This is a genomic window from Mucilaginibacter sp. JRF, assembly GCF_015223065.1.
Taxonomy (GTDB): Bacteria; Bacteroidota; Bacteroidia; order Sphingobacteriales; family Sphingobacteriaceae; genus Mucilaginibacter.
The window spans coordinates 346,731-371,736 of the sequence record NZ_JADFBY010000001.1 but is presented as its reverse complement, the minus strand read 5'-3'; the positions used below and the strand labels follow the sequence as shown (position 1 = coordinate 371,736).

The window sequence follows — 25,006 nt, the reverse complement described above, 5'->3', positions numbered from 1 at the left end:
TGTGTACAAAAATGATAGCCAGTACCGATAAAAACCTACACGTTATTGTCCAATATTAACACCATATTGACCGAATGGAACTATTTGAAGAGAAAATACTATTAAACGACCGCCTTTTTGTTGCCAAAGAGGAGCATTTTTCGTTCAATGATTTTCCGTTGCATATCCATCCGGAGTATGAGTTGATCTATATTTTAAAGAGCAGCGGCACCCGTTATGTAGGCGATCATATTGATATTTTTCATGCCCGCGAGTTGTGCCTGTTTGGCCCGAACCTGCCACATACCTTTTACAACAAACACCTGCCCGCCGACCGTGAGGTACACCAATTTGTGATACAATTTAATGAGGACTTTTTAGGTTCCGGCTTTTTTGACAGGCCGCAGTTCAATGCCATAAAATCCTTGTTTCAAACATCGCTTAATGGCATCAGGTTCAGCCAAAAAACAATGGATGATGTTGATGATAAAATAAGGGCATTGGTTTGCGATGATGAAGCACAAGCCGTTGCCGGGCTCATCAGCGTGCTGGCCACTTTAGCCCAAGCCGATGATTTTGAGGTACTGGCTTCGCAGCGGCAAACATCATCAAGCATAAAAAAAGATACCGCCCGCATGAACCGCATTTACCATTACCTGCTCGATAATTTTAAGGAAGAAATAACCGTGCAGCAAATGGCAGCCATGGCCAACTTATCAGTACCCGCTTTTTGCCGATATTTTAAGGCACATACCCGCAAAACCCTATCCGATTTTATTAATGGACTGCGTGTAAACTATGCCTGTCAGCTACTGCGGCTGAACGATAAAACCATATCGCAGGTTTGCTTCGAGAGTGGCTACAACAACATATCGTACTTTAACAGGCAGTTCAAAAGCATTACGGGCACATCGCCATTGGTGTTCAGAAAAAGATCGGCTTGATAAGCAATTATGTAATCAGCCACAGATCAATGATTTGAGGCTGATTACATGGCTAATGCTATTTGTCGTAAACTATACTAAAATCATCAAACTCGGCATGATCCGATGTTGAACCGTAACCGTTGTAATTCAAACCAATGCGGGGGCTCCTGTCCCACTGCGGCAGGTAGCTTGCGGTTACACCTTGCGCTAACGGCACAGCCAACCAACCACCTTTATCTACCTGGTAGTAAAAGGTACAATTGTGCTGGGCATCTACCTTTAACTTTACGCCGATGTTTCGGCCCGCGGCTAATTGCAGGCCGCCGGCCTTATCAAACTTACCGTCGCGCACTGTCCAGCATATTACGCTGTCGCCTTTTACGCCTATGCCCAACGCGGCATTGGCATCGCCATAATAGGCCAAACCTTTCAACTCATTGTTTTGGTTCAGCACAGATACCGATGCATCAAAAGCCGACGCATAAGGGCGCATTGCCAATACAACACCTGTTTTATTATCCTGCGTGGTGGCGCCGCCTAATTGTAGCTTACCATTCAATTGCAGGTAACGCGGTACGCTGTGCCTGAAATCCCACTGCCAGTATTTGGCAAGGCTCATGCCCGTAAAACTATCTGTTAATGATTTTTGAACAGCAGGCACTCCCGGCATAGTTTTAAATACCGGCCAGCCCGTAGCCTTATTCCATTCTACCTGCGCAATCAATCCTTCACGACCTGAAAATACCGTATTATCCTTACTGTAAGCATGGTGCAGGTAATAATATTTACCGGCAGCATCGGTTACAAAGGTGCCGTGCCCCATACATTTCCAGTTGGTATTTTCGTAAAGCACCGGGTTTTTATCATACAACTCATACGGCCCTTCAAACTTGGTTGAACGGGCTACCCTAACATTATAACTACAATCAATACCACAGCAATTACCGGCCGAGTAAAACAGGTAATAGTACTTGCCTATCTTTAAAATGCTCTGCCCTTCAAGCCCTATGCGGGGAGTATCTTTCAGCATCGAAAATGGTTCGCCCTCAAGCTTCAGGCCATCGGCAGATAGCTTACTGCCCAGTATTTCGATAGGCCTGTCATCCAAACCATAAGCCTTAAAGGTGATGTATAGCTGCCCTTTATCGCGAAACAAAAAGGCATCAATGGCCTCCTTACCATAACTCACTACCACACCCTGATCCTTAAATCCACGATCAGGATATTTTGAGGTGGCCACGCCGATGCACGATATACCGTCGGATTTGCGGCGGGCGGTGTAGTATATGTAATAGGTATCGTTTATCTTATAATACTCCGGCGCCCAAAACGAGCCTGATATCCACTCCGGAGTTTGATCAAACACATAGCCGGTAAGCTTCCAGTCCTTTAAATTTTTAGATTGATAAATAGGATAATGCGGTGCCCATTCGGATGATGTTGCTACAGAATAATAGGTATCGCCTACCTTCATCACAGAGGGGTCAGCATAATCGCCGGGAATGGCTGCCGGTATCTGGGCCATGCACACAGCCGTTACGCTAAGCTGTACTAATAACAGCACCACCCTTTTCAAGTAAGTATAGTTCATTGGTAATTGGTTATAGTTTGTCCCAAAAATAACATTCTGTCGCAATTAGCGTGTAAAAGCTTCAATTAAGGTATAAGCCATTATATTAGCACTATGGCTCAACCCTCGCGCATACAACTATTTATTAAAAAGCAGCTAACGCTTTCGGGTATTTTAAACATCCTGTTTATGCTGGCTGTAGTAGCCGTTATTGTTAGCGCTGATGCGAAAGCTTTGCTAATAAGAGGATTATTGAGCATGAAGTTATTTAAGGCAGATGTATCATCCATAGAGCAACCGAAACCCGCTCCGCAATTAATATTTAAGGATAACAAGGGTAATGTAATTCAAACTAACAACTTAAAAGGAAAGGTTATCTACATTAACTTTTGGGCTACCTGGTGCCCGCCTTGTATTGCCGAGATGCCTTCGGTTAATGAACTTTACACCAAATTCAGCAGCAACCCTAACGCCGTTTTTATTTTGGCCGATGTTGACCACGACATGCCAAAAGCCGAGGCATTCCTTAGAAAGCATAAAATTGACGCGCCGTTGTATGTAATGGAGAGCGATATACCTAAAGAGCTGATGAGCGGCACCATCCCCACCACCCTGATCATTGATAAGCAAGGTCGCATAATTTACCGCCACGAGGGTGTTGCCGACTACGCGAGCGATGATTTTATCAAATACTTTGATGGCCTTTTAAAATAGCCGACGCTCTATTTTCTGCTTTCGGGTTTAAACAGTACTGATCCATCGCGTTTAATTTGCCATGAGGTGATGGGGTTTAAGTGATAGCCACCCATATCGGCACCGCGGTAATCAACTAACTGTTTTAAGGTGGGTTGAGTATAGCCGGTTTCGTCGGTAACGCGACTGGCTATTTCGGTTTCGCTGCCATCCCAATACCATAACAGCCTGAAATAAGTATGCGCCTTTGATAGCACCGGCTCCTGCAATTGTGCCACCTGCCAGGTGCGGCCGGCATCGGTAGTAACTTCAACCTTGGTTACCTTGCCCCTGCCCGACCATGCCAGGCCACGTATTTCGTGCCAGCCCGGTTCAACCTTGGCCGGGTATGATGGCGAAGTGATGATAGAGCGTGCATCCATCTCAAAACTAAACTGCCGAATTTTATCCTTTACGGGATAGGTGTATTTACTGGTTTCTTCACGCGTCATAAAAGGTTGGTCAGACAATTCAATGCGCCTGAGCCATTTAACGTTCATGTTCCCCTCCCAGCCCGGTAACAGCAACCGTGCGGGATAACCTTGCTCCGGGCGAATGGCCTCGCCGTTTTGGCCGTAAACTATCATGGCATCATCCCAGGCTTTGCTGGTGGGTATACTACGGGTAAGGTAAGCGGCATCGGCGCCCTCGGCTAAGAACCAATCGGCCTTGGGTTTTATACCTACCTCACGAAACAGCGTTGACAGCATTACACCCGTCCACTCGCTTTGGCTGGTAAGGCCGCAAACTTCCTGCGCGGTCATGTTCTCTTTACCCGAACGGAAATTACCCGAACACTCCAGAAAACATATCCTGCTCACTGCCGGAAAGCGTTTCAGGTCGCGCAGCGTGAATTTCATTGGCTTATCAACCATGCCGTGTATCAGCAGCTCATATTTTTCAGGGTCGATGTTGGGCACCCCGCCATGATGGCGTTCATAATGCAGATCGGATGGTGTTATGGGGCTTAACAGATCCTGCAAGGGCGTGCGTGATGATATATCTGATGGTAAACGCTGCGGCCGCTCATATGGCGACCGCCCGCCTACTTTGCTTGGTCCAGGTCCGGGAGTTATCAGATCATTTGGGGAAGTATCACTCTTACGCCATTTAGCGGGCAGCACCGGTTTTAAGGTTTTGCCCAATGATGTTTGAATATACAGTATGCCCGCCGCCGCCATACCGCCCAATATTTTTCGGCGCGATAGCTTTGCGGGTTTGCTGTTATTGGTTTCGTGGTTCTGCTCCATTTATTATGTACAGCTATTTAACTTCGGGGCCGCCTTTACGGTCGTCATTTATATAATACTTGCGGGCGGGCATCTCTACCCGGGGCAATGTTGCTGCATTCATTACCGCGTTAGCTGGTATTATTTTATTGGCATTAAGTAGGTAGGCCGTAACCGCGTACACCTCGTTATTAGTTAATGATTGCGGTGCATGGTAAGGCATAGCCCGGCGTACATAATCAAAAACCGTTGAAGCGTAAGGCCAGTAATTGCCAATAGTATTGCCTTTACGGCCAACAAAAACGCTATCGCTCACTAAAGCGGGCCCTAATAGTTTTACACCGGCCTCGGCCTCACCCGTTTTACCGTGGCATGCCGCGCATTTGGTTTGGTATACTATTTTGCCTGCCGCCGCCGTGCCCTGCCCCGCGGGTAAGCCTCGCCCATCCGGACTAACATCAATATCCCAGGCCTTGATCTCGGCAGGGGTTGCCGCCTTGCCTAACCCAAAGCTTGCCGGCCAGGGGATGGTATCGGTTGCAGGTACAGCGTTGCCTTGCTTTGTGGCTCTGCCAGCCACAAAAGCGGCGGCGCTTACCCAAAGCAAACCGGCTATTACCGGCAACCATATCAGTTTCACACCTGTCCGTAGGTTATGCATCACTTAATATTTACCTGCCGAGAGCGTGCTTTTTGGCAACTCGTATTTACGCTCGTACCTATCAAGCACCACGTAAATAGAATCGCGGTTTTCGTTAATACCTTGCAGTATTACACGCGAACCATCCCTGGTTTGGTAGTGCAGCACCAAACGCTCACGTTTTGGTTCCTTAACTTTTTCGGCAAACTCACGGTCGCGGCGGGTTGACCACGCTCTTTTATCGATCAGGTCGCGCTCGTTACCAATGTGTGCCAGCGCGGCTTTACTTATCCAGTTATCGGTTTTCTCCTTTTTAGCTGCTGATCTTTCGCCTGCCGCATCAGCGCCGGGTTGCCTGCGTCGCCTGTTGCCTGCAACGTTTTTGTTTTGCAGGTAGAGTACATGATCAACCGTATCAGCAAAATAATGGAAGGCACGCTGCCCGCCCGCTGTACCGGTTATCTCGAAGGTGCGTAAAATATCCCTCATCGGGCTGCCCCCACCGTTTGACAGATCGAGCCATGCAGGTTTGTTCACCTTGAACGTTAATGTAGTCCAGTTCTCAAACGTGGCCTGCTGCCAGCGCGTGGTATCTAAAGGGGAGTATGGTATAACCTGGTTATTTATCCTGAATTCGGTTACATGATAATTGCCACGCAAAGTTTTTACACCTGCTGTTGATGGCTGTTTATATGGATCGTACTTAAAGTTGGCAACCTCGGTATAAGTCAACACGCCAAAAAATATAACAAACGTTAATACTTTTAAGCCGATGCGCGCGTATTTGCCAAAGCCTTTCGACAGATCGGGATAGTAACGAAGCGGCACGGTGGTTTTTTCCTGTATCAGCAGGCGATATAAATTCGGCACATCATCAGCGAAGATGAAACCGCCTAACAATACAAAGTAAAAGGCATAAACGTGTACACCGCCATCGTAAGCGTAGTTTACATAGGTTATATCAAACAACGCGGCAGCTAACAGCAAGCCGCCATAGGTGCTTGTTTTACGGAAAAACAGCATGGCACCGGCCGCAACCTCAACAATACCGCCAAACACCTGGTACCAGGGCACAATACCTACCGACATCCAATAGATCTTTTGCGTAGTAAAATCGCCAAAATCGGTATTCAGTAATCCTAATGATGGATAAGGCATTTGCGTTGGGAATAACTTGGTAAAACCAAACCCGATAATACCGATACCCGCACGGTAGCGAACCACCACGCGCAGCCAGTAGTAAAGTATATTATATTCCTTCCGTTTACGATCAAGCGCGGTCCATATCAGGGCACCTGCAACTGCTATCAGCAAGGCATAACCCCATTCCTGATAATCAGAAAAGAAACCACGCTCATTGGTTTGGGCTGCGGTATTTACTTTTTTCGCGCCGAATGCCTTGATATTTACCGTGTCAGACTGTGTTTGGGTAACGGTTTCGTACCCTCTTTTCTTGCCAAAAAACTGGCTGTAATTGGGCGAGAAACGGGCAATATCATAAATATCGCGGTAATGCGGATGCAGCCAGTCAATGGTAGCCACGTTCTCATACCATCGCCCATCCGTGGGGATAGACAGCAGGATAAAAAAGATGAACGCGATGCGAAAGGCAAATCTTTTTAGTGGCCGCCAGGGTTTACGTTCCTGAGCGGGGGCATTGAGTTGAGCCGGTTTGGCTACTGCCACTTGTTCTTCTAAAACAGACATAGGTTTGTTCGTTTAAAGTTTTATTCTTTCTCTCCTGTCCTGCAACAACAGGTACTTTTTAGGTACCCTGTCAAGCACTACATAAATGGAATCCTGATTTGGTGTGCGGCCCGATAAGGCCAGTGTAGAATCGCTCAGCCAGCTATAGTTCAGCGTTAGCTTTTCGCCCGTGTAATGGCGGTTTTTGTTTTGCAGATGCAATACGTGCTGAAGCGTATCGGCTGTATAGCTGTAATAATGCCGCCCGCCCGAGCCTGCCAGTTCATAATCACGTTCGTTATCATTACGGCTAGTGCGCTCGTAGTTGGATGTTTGCAATACTACCGGGCGGTTTGAGCGTATGCTGATGGTTGCCCATTTTTCAAACACCACATCGCGCCAGCGTATCGGGTCGGTGGTAGAGTATGGGTGATCTTGCTGATTAAGCTTAAACTCGCGCACATTATATAAACCCGCGCTATTAGTAAGCCCCGCCGATTTAGGGAATTGATACGGATCATTTTTATATCCATCCGAAGCCTTAAAGCCATAGATCAACACAAAGAACAGGATAACCAACACCTTTGATACCACCCTGACAGTAGCCAGTTTACCCGGATATACCGGTTTATAATGCACCGGCGCGGTTGGCTTTTCCTCTCCTATTAACCGGTGAATTCGCAAGGCATCCTGTGCCAAAACAAACAGCGCTAATGATATGAGGTAGAAGCTGTACACATACTCCCCGCCATCATAAGCCAGGTTTGATATAAATACGTTACCCGTAAATATCAGGATGATGACAGCGCCAATAGAGGCCGTTCGCCTGAAGAATAACAGCAAGCCGGCCAATACCTCAAATACACCTAAAAAGGTTTCATATGAGGGTACAATACCTAAACTAAGCGAAAACACCTTCCAATCGTTATAATCGCCATAACTGGTATTCAGGTTACTGATGGATGGAAAGGGTGCCTGCAACGGGAATACTTTAATAATACCGTAACCAATAACACCAATAGCCAAACGGTAGCGTACAATTACACGCAACCAGTAGTACAGCTTATCGTACTGTTCATCATTCCATTGCGCTGCCCTCTTTGTTAGGGCGAATGCGCCAATTAGTGCCACTATGGCGATGATAACCCAGTTCAAAAAACTATCGTCGCCAAAAAATGATGGGTTAAAGCGCGTCAGGTTAAATATATCCTGATAATCAAGCTTTAGCCAGTTGATGGAGAACACTTGGCCAAAATAACCAATGCTGATGGGCAATGATTGCAGCAGAAAGTAAATGAACACGAAGCGAAAAACATTTCGTTCGGTTGCCGTCCAGTGGCTGTCGTTGTTTAAGATACCTGTACTCATTTTTCTATGCTTTTAATTGATCAATATCCGGGGTTATTGGGCAGCAGCGATGGATCTATCTGTATCTGCTCCTGCGGCACGGGCAACAATAATTTGTTCGGATCGGTAATCTTCAGCACCGCCTGCGCCCTGCCGGTACGCACCAGGTCAAACCAGCGGTGCGGCTCTAAAGCGAACTCGATACGGCGCTCCTGCTCAATAGATAATAAAATATCAGCCTGAGTTACCGATGTTGTAGTCACAAGCCCTGCACGATCACGCACGGCATTCAGATCGGCACGTGCACCGATCAGGTCATTGGCTGTACCCAGCTGCGCCCTTGCTTCGGCACGTATCAGGTACAACTCAGCAATGCGGATAACAAAACTCGGATCGGCAGCCGGTGTACGGTAATACAAGTTACCATACCAGCGACCCTGATTATCCTGCGCTACCAGCACATTACGGTTACCGCCAGAGTCGGCTTTATTTACCAGGGCTACAAAGGCATCATTAGGTGCCCATTGGCGGGTACCGCCGTTGGTTTGCGGCTGCCATTGGTTACGGTGATTGTTTAATTCCGTTGCGCTGTAAAATATCTCAAATACCGACTCCTGCGTGCCACGCACGTTGTTGGCAAAAAATGCGCTGTATGGCTTAATCAAGGTATAGTTGCTGTTATCGCCAATTATTTTGGTGGCATATTCCTCAGCCTTAGCCCAGTTTTTTTGGTACAGGTAAAACCTTGCCTTTAAGGCCCAAACCGTTTTGCGTGTAGCACGGTAGCGGTCGGTTGTTTCGGTAAGTAAAGGTTCGGCCGTTTCCAGATCGCTCAATGCCTGCGCGTAAACATCGGCTACCGGCTTGCGCCCAAGCCCAATGTTATCATTAGGGCTGGTAGTAGGCTGCGTTATTATCGGCGCGGCACCCCATGTACGGGCCAGATCAAAATATGACAGGCCACGAATAAAGTACGCTTCGCCCAATATCTTGTTCCTGTCGGCATCAGCAAATGAGGCATCCTGCACGCCGGGTACCCTGGCAATAACATTGTTTGCCCTGCTGATGGTTTGGTAGATAGCTACCCAAGCGCCACTAACAGTCGCGTTACCGGTGCTTACATTATGATTGATAAACTCCTGAACCTGTGACTGTGAACCTGTCCATTGAATATTATCGCCCGATAGATAACCTATCGACTGAAAGGTTGTGCTGTAATACCCTCCCGAAGCTAATGATGAATACACACCGTTAAGGGCGGTTTGTGACGATGCCTTATCAAAAATGGTCTGCTCGTCGGATATGGAAGCCCTCGGGTCTACATCCAGGTATTTGTTGCACGATGCCGTCGACAACGATAGTAGGGCTAATATGATATATGATTGAATTTTCATGATGATTGCTTAGAATGTTACGTTTACGCCTAATTGGAAAGAGCGGGGTTGCGGCGGTGTACCCAGATCGATACCCTGCTCATTTTGCCCACTGCTCGCGCTTGACTCCGGATCGAGGCCGGTATATTTGGTTATGGTAAACAGGTTACCGCCAATTGCTGATACGCGCAGGTTTTGTATGCCTATTTTTTCGGTAAGTTTTTTAGGCAGGGTATAACCTATTGTTAACGAGCGCAAGCGCAGGAATGAACCATCCTCCAGCCAGCGGCCTCCGCCATCCTTATAGTTATTGTTATTTATGCCATCAGGGCGTGGGGTATCGGTTATGTCGCCGGGCTTTTGCCATCTGTCAACATTGCTGGCAAAAATTACACGGGCAGCATCGCGGCCACCGCCCGCTTCGCCAAAAAAGCGGTTGTGGTTATATACCTTATTACCGTATGAGAATGACAGCAAAGCGCCCAAATCAAAGGCCTTGTAAGTAAGGTTGGTAGTAAAGCCACCAAAGAATTTAGGCCATATACTGCCTAATATCTGGCGGTCATCAGCGGTTATCTTACCGTCGCCATTGTAATCCTCATAGATCACGTCGCCGGTTTGCGGGTCAACACCCAACTCCTTGTATACCCAGAACGAGTATAATGCGCTACCCTCCTGCTGCAATATCAGGTCGCGGCTACCAAAACGTACAGGGCGGTCAAGCTTTTCTATCTTGTTTATATTGCGCGATATGTTCAGGCTGGTAGTCCAGGTAAAATCCTTGGTTTTGATGTTGGTTGAAGTGATAGCCAACTCCAAACCTTTATTACTCACCTCTAAACCATTGGTGTAAATGCTTGATAAGCCCTGCGTTGCCGCCAACGGACTTTGGATGATACCATCCGAAGTATATTTACGGTAGTAGTTGAACTCGACAGCCAGGCGGTTGTTAAAGAAAGCCGCGTCGACACCTATATTAAATTGCGAGGTACGCTCCCAATGCAGATCGGGGTTGGCAATTTGCTGCGGGGCGGTACCGGCACTGCCCTGGTATGGCGAACCGCTTGCCCACAAGCCTAATGACGCGAAATCGCCCGCGCCGTTCTGGTTACCGGTGATACCATAACTGCTTCGTATTTTCAGATCGGTAAGGAAGGATACATCTTTCAGGAAGTTTTCTTCCTTGATATTCCATGCAGCGCCTACACCAGGGAAGTAGCCCCATTTTTTATCGGCACCAAATGCTGATGAACCATCGGCACGTATACTGGCATCAAATAGGTATTTACCGGCAAAATTATAATCAACCTTAGCGAAGAACGAGGCCAGGTTACGTTTCGACCAGCTTTCTGAACCTGTGGTAACCGCTGCCGACGATATCAGCTTATAAGAGTTATTGGCAAAACCAGTACCTTGCGCATAAGTACGGCTATAAACCGTGCTTGATAGGGTGTTACCCACCAATACGCCGAATGAGTGTTTATCATTGATCTTTTTACGGTAGGTGATCGTTTGCTCATTCAATAATGAACTGCGGCGACCTAATGATGAGGTAGCTAAACCACTTGGCGAGCCGGATAGTAAAAACGTATTCCAGTATTCTGATTCATCGTAATTATTATAATCGGCACCAAAGCTTGTGCGAAATTTCAGGTTGGGTAGTATATCCCATTCGCCGTAAACATTACCTATGTAACGTAAGCTGGTCGAGTTTACATCGTAATTATCTAACAGTAATTGTACGTTATCAAAACCTGCGCGGCCAACTAACACACCCTGATCGTTGTATGGCGACAGGTAAGTTGGCGTGTGCAGCGCGGCCTGTAAAATACCACCTGCCGGGCCATCACCCGCGCGGCCCTCGTTACGGTAAGTACGGGCAAAGGTGTTACTTGTACCAATGGTTACCTTATCGCTCAGTTTTTGATCGAAATTGGCTTTAAAGCTCGCACGATCAAAGTCTATCGGGCGCAATATGGATTCCTGCTTGTTATAGCCCGCGCCAAAATAATACCTCGAGCCATTGTTACCACCGCTTACCGAGGCATCGTAATTTTGTAATCCCGCTGTGCGGAATACCTGGCTTAGCCTGTCATACGTTTGTTGATCTTGAGGATTACCACGACCGGTAGGAAACGCAGCCGTAGCCGGTTGAAAAGGAACTTTAGTTGGATCGCCGCCTGTGTTGATAAAATTCTCGTTAACCATTTGGGCATGCTCAGGGCCGGTAGCCAGCTCCCACAGCTTTGCCGCTTTTGACCATCCTTGCGATATATTCAGATCAACCTTTGGTTTTTGGTTGAATTTACCGCGTTTGGTAGTAACAATAATGGCACCGTTAGCGCCACGAACACCGTAAAGCACCGTAGCCTCGGCATCTTTTAATACCGATATGCTTTCAATATCATTCGGGTTAATATCGGCAATTGGCGATGTAGCCTTGCCGCCTGTGCTGTAGGTTTGTAAGCTGCTGTTCTCAATAAATACACCATCAATAACATATAATGGGTTATTGTTGCCATAAATACTGGTTGCGCCACGCAGCCTTACGTTAATGGTTTCGCCGGGTACACCTGTATTGTTGCTGATCTGTACACCAGCTACCTTGCCTTGTAGTTGTGATTCAAAACTACCACCCGGCAATGCCTTAACATCATCCAGCTTAGCTTTGGTTACCGAGCCTATCAGGTTGCGTTTTTCCTGCGTGCCGTAAGCTACAACCATTACCTCGTTAAGCTCATTGGTTAAGGCTTTAAGGTTAATAACTATGCTTTCGCCGGTGGCATCTATCTCTTTACGTTCGTAACCTATGTAGGTAATAATTAATGTGTATGGAAATTTTTGACCGGTGGTGAATGTAAACTTACCATCACCATCAGTAACTACCTGGTGGGTGGTACCTTTTATTTGTACCGATGCGCCCGGAAGCGGTTCGCGGGTTTTGGCATCTAAAATTTGGCCGTTAAGTTTTGAGTTGATAAGGGGCGGCTGATTTTGCGCACCGGCCCATAACGGTATAAATAATATTAAAGCTAAAATAACTTTTAGCGCGTGCTTAAAATATCGGGGGCTACCCGACCACGGCTCACGCTGAGAACTTTCAATAATGTTGAAGTAACGTTGTTGCATTTTTTATGTTGGGTTGAATATTAATGACCGGGCATGGCAAAGCACCCCCTGACCATTGTTTGTACAATAGGGATAATTTGAATTAATTATTGGGAAGCGTTTAGCGCGCCAACAGACGGCAGACCGTAAGCCTGCCCTTACGTATAGATGAAATTACACGTGTTAGGCGCAGCAGCAACAACATCGCATTAGCGTGGCGATGTGTGTGGTGTTTAGCTGTGCGTAACGTGCTTTCATGATATGGATATTTTGTGGTTAAATACTGCTGTTTCTAAATGAACGGAAGCAAAAGTAATAAAACATTTTAAAAATACAATTAAATCTATAGAAATAGTAGTATTTATTTAAACATTGATACAATTCTTTTACAATTTGTAGATTTTATGGAATTTTTAAGCCAAATTAAGGGGCTACCATAGTATAAGTTACCGTGGTATTATAGGTAGCGGCTGGCTTGCTAAGCAGTTGCGAAACCCTTGAAGCAGGGATGGAATAACGTACATTCAATGTACGGTCAATATCGGCCACGGCGGATGAGGCCAGCTTTTGCGAAGTGGCCGAAAGCGTAACCGTGTTAAAACTACTGCCCGATGCCGGTACAGGCAAAATATCAATAAGTCCAACCGGTAACGAGCTGGTTGAACTTGTTAGAGTAGAACCGGATGCCTTTACATAAACATCAAACGGAGTGGTTTTGCTTAGGGTAAGATGGCCTGACATATCGGCATTAACACCGTTTTTATAAGTAGCCGCCGTATTGAAGTTGAGATTAACATCGGTTTGATTCACCTTCAACTCGGCCAAATCGGCAACAGTTACGGTTATGGGGTAGGTTATGGTTTTGGTGGATGCCAACACCGTTGAACCCGCGTCGAAATACTCCTGGGTTAAATTTGCTGTATAAGTACCTTTTTGTATGAATCCAGCTTTCAGATTGGCCGGAGTAATACTGTACGTATACGTATTAGTTTGTTGGTTGCCCGTAGGTACAGCTATACCACCGGCAGCAGTTAAGTTAGTGTTAGTAGTGGTTGGATTTATCAGCGTGCCTGTTGTTGGCGATGTAATTTGTATACCTACCCGGTTAACACCGGTAGCCGGATCGGCGGCGCCCGAGTAGCCGTTGCTATAAGTAAATGCCGTAGTTCCCGACCTTAACCTTACCCCCACCGGTACCGTGCTTGTAAAAAGCGCTGTGTTGGTAGTACTTACGGTTTGCCCGCTTGTAGTACGAAAATAATCGAGCGAGTTTACATTAAGCTGTACCGAGGTTAATGATGTCGGTATGGTAATAAACGGACTAACTATAACATTGATAGGCACAACTGTTGGAGTAAGCGTGCCCACATTAATACCAATAAGCGCGAAGTTAAGATTGGTGGTGTAAGTACCCGCTTTCCAAATGGTAGTGGCCATATTAGGTATGGTATAACGTAGCGTAATGCCCCCACCGGCAAGCAAACCAAGCAGCGAAGCGTAAATAGGCTGCGGGGTGGTAGATAATGTAATGGTTTGCACCCCGGCTACATCAAGCAGGTTGGCAACTCCCCCACCCGTACCTATAATACGGGCGGTTATTAAATTAGCATTGATCGTTGCTCCCCCTGTGGCCGACAGTGTTGATGCCGCGGTTGACAAGTTGATGCTTGGCGCAACGCTCAGCACAGTAGCAAAGGTTGTCGACTGATGATCGACATATATACTTGCTTGCTTTATATTGGTTTCAGTAATATTAAGGTTTACCTGGCCGTAAGCAAAAATGCACGGCAACAGCAAAAAACAGGTAACGGCTGCCTTAATCCTTAAGATCGATCTCTTTCTTAGCAACTTTTAAGCTTGTTTCTTCACCGCTGTCAAGCAGTGCTACCAGTACATATTTACCCGTTAAGGTTACCGGCAAATCCAGGTAAACTACCTGCTCGTTGCCGGGTAAAAAACTGAGCGCGCGTGGCTCAACCTTATAATCGGTACCGGTTGTTTGGTTAGTAATATCAAAACGCAGGGTACCATCAGTAACTACAGTACCATTACTTTTTACCTTGATGGCAAAGCGCCTTACTTTTACGCCTTTTTCTGTAATTATCCCTCTGTAATCAAACGCCGCGATATCCAGATCTTTTGACAAAGCCGTGGGTTGCGTAAAATAAACATGCACCCCAAACTCCAGCTTTACCGATACGCCTATCCTTGGCGAATTACCTTTAGCGGTGGTTTTGGCAAGCTGCTCATTAATTTGTGTTAAAAACAGCATTGAGTTACTTACCGATGCCGTGGGCAATTTGGCCGGCACGTGCATAGTAACTGTTACTATGGCCGAGCCATTGGCCGGTACGGTAATCACATTAGGCTTTACCTCGATCCACGAGGCGTTGGATGATGGCAATGTATTAGCCGGAGCATATTGCTTTTCGCCTATACTATCCCGTTTCCAATCCATCAATGATGAGCGAAAGATAACCGAGGTAGTGCCGGAATTTGTCAACGTGACCTGCTCGGTAAGCTCCTGCCCGGCATTGCCTGTAAAAAACAATCGCGAAGGGCTTATAGATATGGATTGGGCGTTGGCAGATGCACTTATCAAAATAATATTTAAGAAAACAAGAAAGCTCAATAATTGCGTTTTTAATATTTTAAAGACGTTTTTCATCGAGCCTCCTTACTTTCTTTAAAGTTAATATTATATGATTAATTTGCAGTAACCGTATAGGTCACAACTGTTGTATATGTATCGGCCTTTTTGCCTAATATGGCATTGGTACGAGATATGCTTCCCGGTACCGAATATTTCACATCAAGCAGCTTTTGTATGCCCGGAGCAGCGCTGGTTAATAGTGCAAAATTGTTTACTGATAAGCCATTCGCGATAGCCGGAGTAACACCCAATGTAGTGTTATTACCACCCGCAGGCATTTCAACTCTTAATACAGTTGGTGCAAGCACATCAGTATTTGCGCCTGTACCAGTCAGATTACCAGCACATTTAACATTCAATGTATAATTCTGATTACTTGAAACGGTAAGGTGGCCGCTCATCGGAACCTCAACGCCATTTTGGTAATCGGCTGAATTTACAAAGTTGATGTATACGTCAGGATCATTAACTGTTAATGACAAAACATCTGATAATTGAACGTGTACATTTGTTGTACCAACCGTTTGCGCTTTAGCGGCTCCCAGGCCTGCCACAACTGTCGCGAATAATGCAAATAAAATCTTTTTCATAAAATAATTAATCAGGGGTTATAGAACCTTTTTCGATGTTTAACGTAAAAGAAAATAATTGGTTGCAGACGAAATGAAAAATTATTCCAAATCGCTATAATCATAATATATAGTAATACCCTAATTAATAATACCAGTACCAATTGTTTGTGAGGAAGCTGCTGCTGTTGATCATTCTGAATACAATGTTTTTATCGGGCCTGAAAGCCCAGGTACAAACCGTTGTATGCGCTTTTGAGAGTGACTCAGTACCTGTTTCAAAACGCGATTTGATAGCCACCCGCATCAAACTTCAAAATAAGGGCAACACTACAGCTAATCTTAAATTAGTATCATCAATAGCAGGCAACCTGCTTACCATGCCCGATACCGTTACCCTCCAACCCGGTAAAACACGTATTATACCTGTTAAATTTTTGCCATCGGCAGATGTTTTAGGCGGTGCTAATCCGGCAGTTACTGTATCTTACAAAAACATAAACACCGGCGAGCTGCTTAACGCCCGCCTATTATTAAATATGGACCGCTCGGGCTTGGTGCGCATAGCCGCTACCGACCCTATCGTATATATTAATACTACCACAGGCAAGGCTACCCTGCGTTTCCGTTGCGCTAATATGGGTTATGCTGATGCACAGATAGTGATTAAGCTTACCGTAAACCCTACCGGCCTGCAAATAATAAACCCCATACGTACTTTAAAACTGGAAGCTGCCAGCCAGCAAATTGTAGAGATAGATGCTAACTACATCAGATCGGGAGGCAACGGCATCATCCCTGAATTTAACGTAGTGGCCGAGGTGAGCGATGCTTCGGGTAGTCCGTTATCAACAAGCGTAATACAAGTAACCAGTCTTGGTAGCCGCCGTGCTGATGTTGCCGCAACACAGCATGATCTGGGTAATGTATCGGGCATAAGCTATACCAATATGAATCGCGCGCTTGATTATTATACCCTATCAACCAGCGGCAATATTATACCAACTACCGATAAGCGCTTTGATTATAACCTGAACCTTAACTATTACAACGGCTTAAACACAACCGATATATATGATACCTGGGTAGGTTATACCGGCAAAAACTTCGGTATGCGCGTAGGTAATGTAATGGATAACCTTGATTTTTCGCTCTTCGGGCGGGGCATTAAGCTATCCTTTAATATGGATGAGCACAACAGTGTGGATGCTTATGGCGTGCAAAACAGCTACCTGTTATATTCACAGGCTAACAATCAACTGCCGTTCGCATCAACAGCGGCGCTTAACTATCGTTATAAAAACCAACTTACAGAGGGTAACGTCGCGGCTATATTTAATAACAATCCGCTTACGCGGGTACAAACTCAGTTGGTAAACGGTCGACTGGCTATAGCAACCGGCGAAAAACAAATGCTTGAACTAAGAGGCGGCGCAAGCTACGAAACCGTAAAGGCAACAACAGATAGCAAAGCCGGTGCAGCGGCAGGTGTTAACTATACTTATTTTGGCGAACGCTTTGATATTAACTTTAACAACTACTTTAGCACCGCTTATTACAGCGGTTTACAACGTGGTAGCTTATCGTTGAATAACAGGATCAATTACCGCTTCAACAAAGCACTCAGCGTATTTACCCGTTACGCTTTAATTGAAAACTCGCCACGCTATTTAACTGATACCGTATTATTATATAATGGCTTTTATAATAATACCGCTACGTACGAGGCTGGCTTTAACATCACAGCCGGCCGTTTTAATGTAAGCTTCCACCCGTATTGGTTCAATCAATCATTAAGCCAGGCAAACAACCAGTTAGTACCCGGATTGAACTTAAACGGCGACCTGCGTTCAACATCACAACGCCTGGGCATCGACCTTACCTACACCTTTAAAAGCGGCAAAATGTTTACTATGCTGAGTGATTTTGGCGTAACCGAAAGCAACAACACCCAGCTAAGCAACAGGCGCTACCGTGCGTACCGCATTATGGCTAATTATAGCGGTAGCTGGTGGGGTTTCCATTCGCTGTTGCAAAACGGACCATATTACCTATCAGAAGAAGCTATTGCCAACCAAACCGGCAATAAATACTACGCTTATTCTTTTGGCCCTGATGTACATTTCGCGGCATTTAAAAACAAGCTCAACGTAAACATAACCGACTATTTTAACTATACCGCATACCGTGGCAGCAGTAACCACTCGCTTAACACACAGGTGCAATACCGTATTGATAATGGCTGGGCGCTATCGGGCGAGGTGTTCTACAATGCTTACTCGGCATATAATAACAGCTATAATTTGCAAACCCGTTTAGGCATTGTTAAACGCTTTGACCGTACCGGCACACCGGGTACACAAAAACTTAAGCTAAGTTTTTACGAGGATACCAACCACAATAATCAATGGGATGCAGGCGAAAAAGCCCTGGAAGGTCTGGTTGTAAACATTGCCGATGAAACCAGCACCAATAACAGCGGTCGGTTAAATACCGTTACCGATAAAAAAGGCGTGGTTGAATATGTAAACCTTAAAGAGGGCAATTACTCGGTTAACCTGCTAAAGTCAAACGGGTGGAACTTACCGGGACAGGCTAGCGTTAATCTGTCAAAAAGCAAAAAAATAATGATACCGATGGTAAAGAGCGGGTGGCTTACCGGCAAGATCAATGTAACAAAGCAAGCTTACCTGAATACCAAACCATCGCTTGAAGGCTTAAAGGTTGTTGCCAAAAACGATAAGAATATCACTTTCAGCACCCTGACCAATGAGGACGGTGAGTTTGAATTACCACTACCTATTGACCATTACCTGATAAGCATTGAAGCCGACCCTACTCAATATGCCATTAACAACCAGGGGCAGCAGGTAAACGTTGGCCAAACCAACAAACAGCTTGAGTTTAGCCTTACCGATGAACGCCGCAAGGTTGTTGTTAAGCAGTTTTAACTCGCCTAACTTCAATCAATATTTTCGAGGTATTTGTAGCCGCTGCCGGTGTTTAATAACAATACGCACTCGTCTGCTTTTATCCAGCCTTGTGCCTTTAGTTTTTTGAATGCTACCCATAAGGCAGCTCCCTCGGGTGCTATCAGCATACCTTCTTTAGCCGCTATGTGTTTTACAGCATCGTTCATATCCGCATCATCAATGGCTATGGCGTTGCCTTTGCTTTGGTATAGCACATTCAATATTTGCTTATCGGCGTAAGGTTTAGGTACGCGCAAGCCGTTGGCTATGGTAAACCCGCTATCCTTAAACTCCGACCGCGACTGCCCGCCATGAAATGCCGATACAATACCATCACAACTTGTTGATTGCACGGCAACCATGCGTGGTCGCTCTTTACCTATCCAGCCCAACTGCTCCATTTCGTTAAAGGCTTTCCATATACCTATCAGTCCGGTTCCGCCACCTGTTGGGTAAAAAATAACATCGGGCAGTTGCCAGTTAAATTGCTCGGCCAGTTCATAACCCATTGTTTTTTTACCTTCCAGGCGATAAGGCTCCTTCAGTGTAGACACCTGGAACCAACCATTTTGCACGGCATCATCATTAGCCAGCTTACCGCAATCAGCAATATTGCCATCCACCTCTACAAGATCGGCACCATATAATCTGCATTCATCCTTAAAAACCTTTGGCGTAAGCTGCGGAATATATACTGATGCCTTTATACCCGCCCTGGCACAGTAAGCCGCCAAAGCACCACCGGCATTGCCCGCCGTAGGCGTAACAATATGTTTAATACCCAACTCCTTCGCTTTTGATACCGCCATGCCTATACCTCGTGCCTTGAACGAACCTGTTGGATTGCCTGATTCATCCTTCCAAAAAACCTCGTTATCGCCTGCCTCGGCTTTTAAATTGGCCAGTGGCAATATCGGCGTAAAACCCTCGCCCAGCGTTACAATATTATCAGGGTTGATAACGGGCAGAAACTCATGGTAGCGCCACATGTTGGCCGGGCGACCGGCTAAAAACTGTTCGGGGTTGAGGACTTGCGGCAAATCATATTCGGCAAACAATGTTGATCTGCAATCTTCATTATTGCATACTGTATTTATTTCAGCGGCATTATGCACTAAACCACATTCGGGACAACGCAGATGTTTTAGTAAGGAGAATTTATGAGTATTTGAATTTGATAGCGACATATACTTATATAAACGGTTGGCAAATTAACGCATTAGCAAAACAGATGTATGGCAAACTTTACTATTTTTGCATCAAATCAGATGAAAAAAGTAATTTTTAACAGCCCGGTTACACCACCCTGATACATACCCTTACCCGGAACGGTATGAATTAATTAATTCTTTTGCTCCGTCTATTACTATTGAGCGAAAGATATTTCATGCTGTACACTATTTTCCCAAACAACATTTATAACGATAATATTTATTGATCGGGCATCACCCGATAATATTACATATAGAACTTACTCAACAACACCATGAGCAAAGCTTACACGCCATTTTTCGACTTTTCGCAAAAAATAAATTATAAGAACGAAATATTTGCCGGCCTCACCGTAGCCATGACCATGATGCCCGAATCATTATCATTCGCTATACTGGCGGGCTTCCCACCGTTGGTTGGCTTGTATGCCGCGTTTATTATGGGGCTTGTCACTTCCATATTTGGCGGACGACCGGGTCTTATATCCGGCGGCGCGGGCGCTACCGTGATAGTACTCATCGCCCTGATGAAAAGCCACGGCATTGAGTACGTTTTTGCAGCGGTTGCGCTTGCAGGCGTTTTTCAGATATTGGTTGGCGTATTTAAACTGGGCAAGTTTGTAAGGCTGGTGCCACAGCCCGTTATGTATGGCTTTGTTAATGGTTTGGCCGTAATAATATTTATGGCTCAGCTCAACCAGTTTAAAACTATGGTAAACGGGCATGAAGCCTGGTTAAGCGGCACTCCATTGCTAATTATGGGCGGGTTGGTGGCTTTAACCATAGCCATAGTATTTATTTTTCCGCGCATAACTAAAGCTGTGCCGCCATCATTGGTAGCCATTATTGTGGTATTTGTTATTGTGCTGATTTTCGGCATCCAAACCAAAACCGTGCGCGATATTGCCGCTGTTAGCGGTGGCTTCCCTCCTTTTCATATTCCGGCGGTGCCGTTGAATTTGGGTACCTTGCAAATTATATTTCCATACGCGCTAATTATGGCGGGCGTGGGCTTAACCGAGGGTTTGCTTACCCTGAATTTGGTAGATGAGATAACCACCAGTCGCGGCAACAGTAACCGTGAGTGCATAGCCCAGGGAAGCGCCAATATTTTAAACGGATTCTTTTTCGGTATGGGTGGCTGCCCCATGATCGCGCAAACACTGGTCAATCTTTCGGCAGGTGCAAGGGCACGGCTATCGGGAATTATAGCATCATTAACCATATTAATGATCATTTTATTTGGCGCGCCCATAATTGAGCGTGTACCTATTGCAGCACTTACCGGGGTAATGATCATGGTAGCCATCGGCACTTTTGAGTGGGTGAGCTTTCGCATCATCAACAAAATGCCCAAGCAGGATATTTTTGTGGGCATGCTGGTGGCCCTGATCACTATTTGGCTGCATAACCTCGCTCTTGCTGTACTGATAGGCGTAATTATATCAGCATTGATATTTGCCTGGGAGAGCGCCAAACGCATACGCGCCCGTAAACATATTGACGAGGCCGGAGTGAAACATTACGAAATATTCGGTCCGCTTTTCTTTGGGTCGGCCATGGCATTTACCGAAAAGTTTGATGTAGATAACGACCCAACCCATGTGGTTATTGATTTTAAGGAAAGTCGTGTGGCCGACATGTCGGGCATTGAAGCCCTTAACAAACTCACCGAACGTTACCGTAAGGCAGGAAAATCACTCCAATTAAAACATCTTAGCGAAGATTGCCGCACCCTGTTAAAAAATGCCGAAGGCGTTATTGAGGTTAATATTCTTGAAGATCCGGCCTACCATGTGGCTACCGATCGGCAGTGATTCACAGCCCTTGAAAACCCTTAAATATTGACTGTGAAACGTGTATAATTTTTTCACATTTAACAATTAGCAGTATTATACATTGCTTAAATAATAACGGCGTACGAAAGTATTTGAGCATTCTGTAAGTATAAATGCGTTAACTGTACACACATACCGGCCATGCGCGAAATTTGATTGTGAAATGCATAAACTGGTATGATAATTACGCTATATATAGCACTTACATGTGCAATAGTTTAATTACTTGTGTTTGTGCCGTTTGTAGCTACCGGTATTTACGCCATACAATATTAAGCCTGCCTGCCATGTTTTATAACCTAAACAGCATTAGCGGTTTTAAGTTGAACAGAATAATAAGTTTAATACGTTAAGCATATATACAGCAATTGAACATTATGGACGTACATCACGGTCGGGTAATTGAAAAAGTAATAAGACAAGAGGGATATAGCATTAGTGAGGTGGCACGGTTAACCAACGTTAACAGAAGATCTATTTATAATTGGTTTCATCAGCAAACATTAAAAATTGATATTATTTATAAAATTGGCTTAAGCATTAAGCACGATTTCTCGGTTGAGTTTCCGAGCTTGTTTAAGAGTAGCGACTTTATACCCAACGCGGGTAATAAGGTCAATACCGATAATCAGCAGGATTCGGTATCAGAGCAGCAGATATCATCAAACGATGTGTATTGGAAGGACAAGTACATAAGCTTACTGGAAAAGTACAATGACGCTTTAAGCAGAAGCATTGAACAAAATCCACCGAAAAACCCCCGCGAAAAAAATATCAGTTAATATAAATACATAGAGCACTCGTGCCAAAAACATACTATTAAATATTTGAACCTAAATTTGAGCCCGGTTTGTTATCAAACCGGGCTTTTTTATAATTAACATCGGTTTTTGATATTAAACCATCGATTTGGGGAATTTAAAAATCAATTAACTGTAGAAAATAAACTACACACATGAGTAATAAAATACCCAAAACGAGAAACATAAACCTCACTTAATCTTCAGTCAATTTTATTTAAGTTCAAAAACAACAGTAACACAAATGTTACTTTATAATAAAATCAAAAACTCAAGAGTCTTTTATCATCCGCGAAATACTGAGAAATTGCTTACTCATCACCGCTCAAAAAAGTAGTTGATATTTATGCAAATATTAATCACACAAATAACACACAATTATTTATACGCAGCATGTATAATATAATTTCATAATAATTCTCATATTTCTATAACGATAATCAGCTTTTGAGGATTATCAGGATACTTTTGCCGTTAATATATTGCTTGACTCGGTTTTACTTTTGCTATGATGCCAGGTATTATAAAAATGGATGAGTAAACCCACCATTACTACTCCAAAACCAAACCGGGCGTAATAACCGGGGAAGCCTACGCCCTTCAATATTACCTCGCCTATCAGGGTAAATAATATCTCCAAAACCTGCGTGGCCTCAATAGCGGCAAGAGCTACGGTATTTTTGCTTACCAATTGTGTTGCCTGGTAAAAGCCCACCCCACCCAAAAAGCCCGAGAACAAGGCCGAGTAAAACGATGCCTCGCACTGCGCGAATGATGGCGCACCCGATTTTACATAACCTACAACGGCCAGTATTACGAGCAAGGGCAAACAACCTATGGACATGCCCAGCACCCGTTGCAGAGCATTTAAATGAACGCCCTTATGTTCCAGATCGACCATTAGTTTGCGGTTACCCAGCGGCCAAACCACCGCGCCGATAAGCACCAGCAAAAAACTGAGCAGGGTTCCTTTAGCATCCTGCAACTGGCCAAGCTTTTCAAACTGCATAATGAACACGCCGGTTAGTATGATCAGCGTTATTAATAATGGTCGTTTAGGTACAGCCCGCCTGTGATCGGGATAGATAAAGGGTGCCAAAAGTATACCCGCCAATATATTTACCTGGAACGATGCCGCAACCATCCACCCCGGTGCCCATAAGGATGCTAATGCCAGCGCGGTATACAATGCGCCAAAGCCTATGGTTCCCCATTTAAAAAACAAGACAGGATATTGCCTTATGGTTATAAGTGTTGGTTTGAGTTGCCTTGCCAGCAATACCACAAGCGACAGTATAGGTATCAGGAAAAGGCTGCGCAAAGCGGCTGTCCACGCCCAATGCCCACCCGAACCCGCTATCAGGCTATTAATAATAAATGTTGATGACAGGAACAGGGAAGCGCCAATACCCCAAATAATAGCTAACAGTACCTTACGTTGTTGCGACATACAGCAAAAGTATATCGCAGTAAATTTTAAGCATGGTACTTTTCGGGTAGTTTATATCAATCTGAGGGCTCGGAATTGCGCAGGTGTGAGCGTGGTTTGCTGCTTAAAGAACCGCCCGAAAAAGGCAGGATCATTAAAGCCCAGATCATAGCTGATTTGCTTAATGGACAAGGCCGAAGTTTGCAGCAATATTTTACTTTCGGTAAGCAGGCGTTCCCGCAATAATTCCGCAACGGTTAAACCTGTACTTTCGCGACAAATGCGGTTCAGCTTTTTAATATCAGCCTGCAATTCACCGGCATAAAACGCGGCCTGATGTTGTATCTTAAAGTTCGCCTCTATCAGCTGCTTTATCTTGTAAAATCCGAACCGGGTAGCTACTGCCGAATACTCGACCGGATGTTGCAAAACATGCATCCTGTTAAGTTGTAATAACAGCAAGGCAGTATAGTGCATTAAAATATCAGCATCAGGTTTGGGTGATGCCAGTTCGGGGATCATCAGATCAATAATAGCTTGAAAACTTTGCCCCTGCTCTTGGTTCATATCTACGTATGGATGAGCGGTATATGAATCCAGCACGCCTACTTCATCCTCATGCTTATGAATATCCAAAAAACGACTGAACAACTCATGCCCGAACATGATAAGCCAACCATTACGTTTGAAACGGTCAATTAAATGCACCTGCCCCGGATGCAAAAAATACACCCTACCGGGCTTAACCTCGTACTGCTTAAAGTTGATGAATTGATGGCCGCGCCCCTCGGTGATGTACAATATCTCGTAATGATCGTGTCGATGTGGCGTTACTGAAAGGGCATTAACATTCTCGTGCAGCGGAATAACACGCAGGTAATCGCCCTCCAATAATTTTTGCAAGGGTAATATACTTTCCTTTGCCGCTTTGTTCTTCGCCATTT

The 25,006-nt window shown here is 45.1% G+C and carries 18 protein-coding genes; 5 read left to right on the top strand and 13 right to left on the bottom strand.

The features are described from left to right. The first annotated feature begins 74 nt into the window (after positions 1 to 74). Positions 75 to 923: an AraC family transcriptional regulator gene (locus IM792_RS01525; protein WP_194099914.1), complete on the top strand. Its 849-nt coding sequence runs from the start codon at positions 75 to 77 to the stop codon at positions 921 to 923. A gap of 58 nt (positions 924 to 981) precedes the next feature. On the opposite strand, the gene IM792_RS01520 is transcribed toward IM792_RS01525, so the two are convergent. Continuing rightward, the gene (locus tag IM792_RS01520) at positions 982 to 2,496 is read right to left on the bottom strand and encodes a family 43 glycosylhydrolase (RefSeq protein WP_194099913.1); all 1,515 of its coding nucleotides are present in this window, start codon (positions 2,494 to 2,496) and stop codon (positions 982 to 984) included. Positions 2,497 to 2,589: 93 nt separating this feature from the next. Here IM792_RS01520 and IM792_RS01515 point away from each other — a divergent pair, with 93 nt between their 5' ends. Next, positions 2,590 to 3,189 carry a TlpA disulfide reductase family protein gene (locus tag IM792_RS01515; protein ID WP_194099912.1) on the top strand — a complete coding sequence of 200 codons (600 nt, stop codon included), beginning with the start codon at positions 2,590 to 2,592 and terminating at the stop codon, positions 3,187 to 3,189. 8 nt (positions 3,190 to 3,197) lie between these two features. Here IM792_RS01515 and soxC read toward each other — a convergent pair whose 3' ends face one another. From soxC to IM792_RS01470, 9 genes are all read right to left on the bottom strand, one after another. Then, on the bottom strand, positions 3,198 to 4,457 hold the full coding sequence (gene soxC, locus IM792_RS01510; protein ID WP_194099911.1) for a sulfite dehydrogenase: 1,260 nt from the start codon (positions 4,455 to 4,457) through the stop codon (positions 3,198 to 3,200). Positions 4,458 to 4,470: 13 nt separating this feature from the next. Continuing rightward, the gene (locus IM792_RS01505; RefSeq protein WP_194099910.1) at positions 4,471 to 5,097 is read right to left on the bottom strand and encodes a cytochrome c; all 627 of its coding nucleotides are present in this window, start codon (positions 5,095 to 5,097) and stop codon (positions 4,471 to 4,473) included. Between the two features lie 3 nt (positions 5,098 to 5,100). Beyond that, on the bottom strand, positions 5,101 to 6,783 hold the full coding sequence (locus tag IM792_RS01500) for a hypothetical protein (RefSeq protein WP_194099909.1): 1,683 nt from the start codon (positions 6,781 to 6,783) through the stop codon (positions 5,101 to 5,103). A gap of 12 nt (positions 6,784 to 6,795) precedes the next feature. After that, the gene (locus IM792_RS01495; protein ID WP_194099908.1) at positions 6,796 to 8,130 is read right to left on the bottom strand and encodes a DoxX family protein; all 1,335 of its coding nucleotides are present in this window, start codon (positions 8,128 to 8,130) and stop codon (positions 6,796 to 6,798) included. A 20-nt stretch (positions 8,131 to 8,150) separates the two neighbouring features. Further along, entirely contained in the window at positions 8,151 to 9,503 is a 1,353-nt protein-coding gene (locus IM792_RS01490) for a RagB/SusD family nutrient uptake outer membrane protein (RefSeq protein ID WP_194099907.1), read from the bottom strand. A gap of 9 nt (positions 9,504 to 9,512) precedes the next feature. Next, positions 9,513 to 12,611, bottom strand: a complete 3,099-nt coding sequence (locus tag IM792_RS01485; RefSeq protein WP_194099906.1) for a TonB-dependent receptor — start codon at positions 12,609 to 12,611, stop codon at positions 9,513 to 9,515. A 402-nt stretch (positions 12,612 to 13,013) separates the two neighbouring features. Beyond that, a complete protein-coding gene (locus IM792_RS01480; RefSeq protein ID WP_194099905.1) occupies positions 13,014 to 14,381 on the bottom strand; it encodes a hypothetical protein in 1,368 nt (455 codons plus the stop codon). Positions 14,382 to 14,406: 25 nt separating this feature from the next. Next, positions 14,407 to 15,258, bottom strand: a complete 852-nt coding sequence (locus IM792_RS01475) for an Fn3-like domain-containing protein (protein ID WP_194099904.1) — start codon at positions 15,256 to 15,258, stop codon at positions 14,407 to 14,409. A 38-nt stretch (positions 15,259 to 15,296) separates the two neighbouring features. Continuing rightward, positions 15,297 to 15,833 (bottom strand): hypothetical protein, encoded by a 537-nt coding sequence (locus IM792_RS01470; protein WP_194099903.1) that lies wholly within the window; start codon positions 15,831 to 15,833, stop codon positions 15,297 to 15,299. 149 nt (positions 15,834 to 15,982) lie between these two features. Here IM792_RS01470 and IM792_RS01465 point away from each other — a divergent pair, with 149 nt between their 5' ends. Further along, positions 15,983 to 18,763 carry an SdrD B-like domain-containing protein gene (locus IM792_RS01465; protein WP_194099902.1) on the top strand — a complete coding sequence of 927 codons (2,781 nt, stop codon included), beginning with the start codon at positions 15,983 to 15,985 and terminating at the stop codon, positions 18,761 to 18,763. A gap of 11 nt (positions 18,764 to 18,774) precedes the next feature. On the opposite strand, the gene IM792_RS01460 is transcribed toward IM792_RS01465, so the two are convergent. Then, the gene (locus IM792_RS01460) at positions 18,775 to 19,971 is read right to left on the bottom strand and encodes a threonine synthase (RefSeq protein ID WP_194099901.1); all 1,197 of its coding nucleotides are present in this window, start codon (positions 19,969 to 19,971) and stop codon (positions 18,775 to 18,777) included. Positions 19,972 to 20,270: 299 nt separating this feature from the next. On the opposite strand from IM792_RS01460, the gene IM792_RS01455 reads away from it, so the two are divergent. After that, entirely contained in the window at positions 20,271 to 21,812 is a 1,542-nt protein-coding gene (locus tag IM792_RS01455) for a SulP family inorganic anion transporter (RefSeq protein WP_194099900.1), read from the top strand. 398 nt (positions 21,813 to 22,210) lie between these two features. Beyond that, the gene (locus tag IM792_RS01450) at positions 22,211 to 22,615 is read left to right on the top strand and encodes a helix-turn-helix domain-containing protein (RefSeq protein ID WP_194099899.1); all 405 of its coding nucleotides are present in this window, start codon (positions 22,211 to 22,213) and stop codon (positions 22,613 to 22,615) included. 475 nt (positions 22,616 to 23,090) lie between these two features. Here the strand turns inward: IM792_RS01450 and IM792_RS01445 are convergent, their stop codons facing one another. Continuing rightward, entirely contained in the window at positions 23,091 to 24,083 is a 993-nt protein-coding gene (locus IM792_RS01445) for a multidrug resistance efflux transporter family protein (RefSeq protein WP_194099898.1), read from the bottom strand. A gap of 51 nt (positions 24,084 to 24,134) precedes the next feature. Further along, positions 24,135 to 25,004: a helix-turn-helix domain-containing protein gene (locus IM792_RS01440; protein ID WP_194099897.1), complete on the bottom strand. Its 870-nt coding sequence runs from the start codon at positions 25,002 to 25,004 to the stop codon at positions 24,135 to 24,137. Between the last annotated feature and the right edge of the window lie 2 nt (positions 25,005 to 25,006).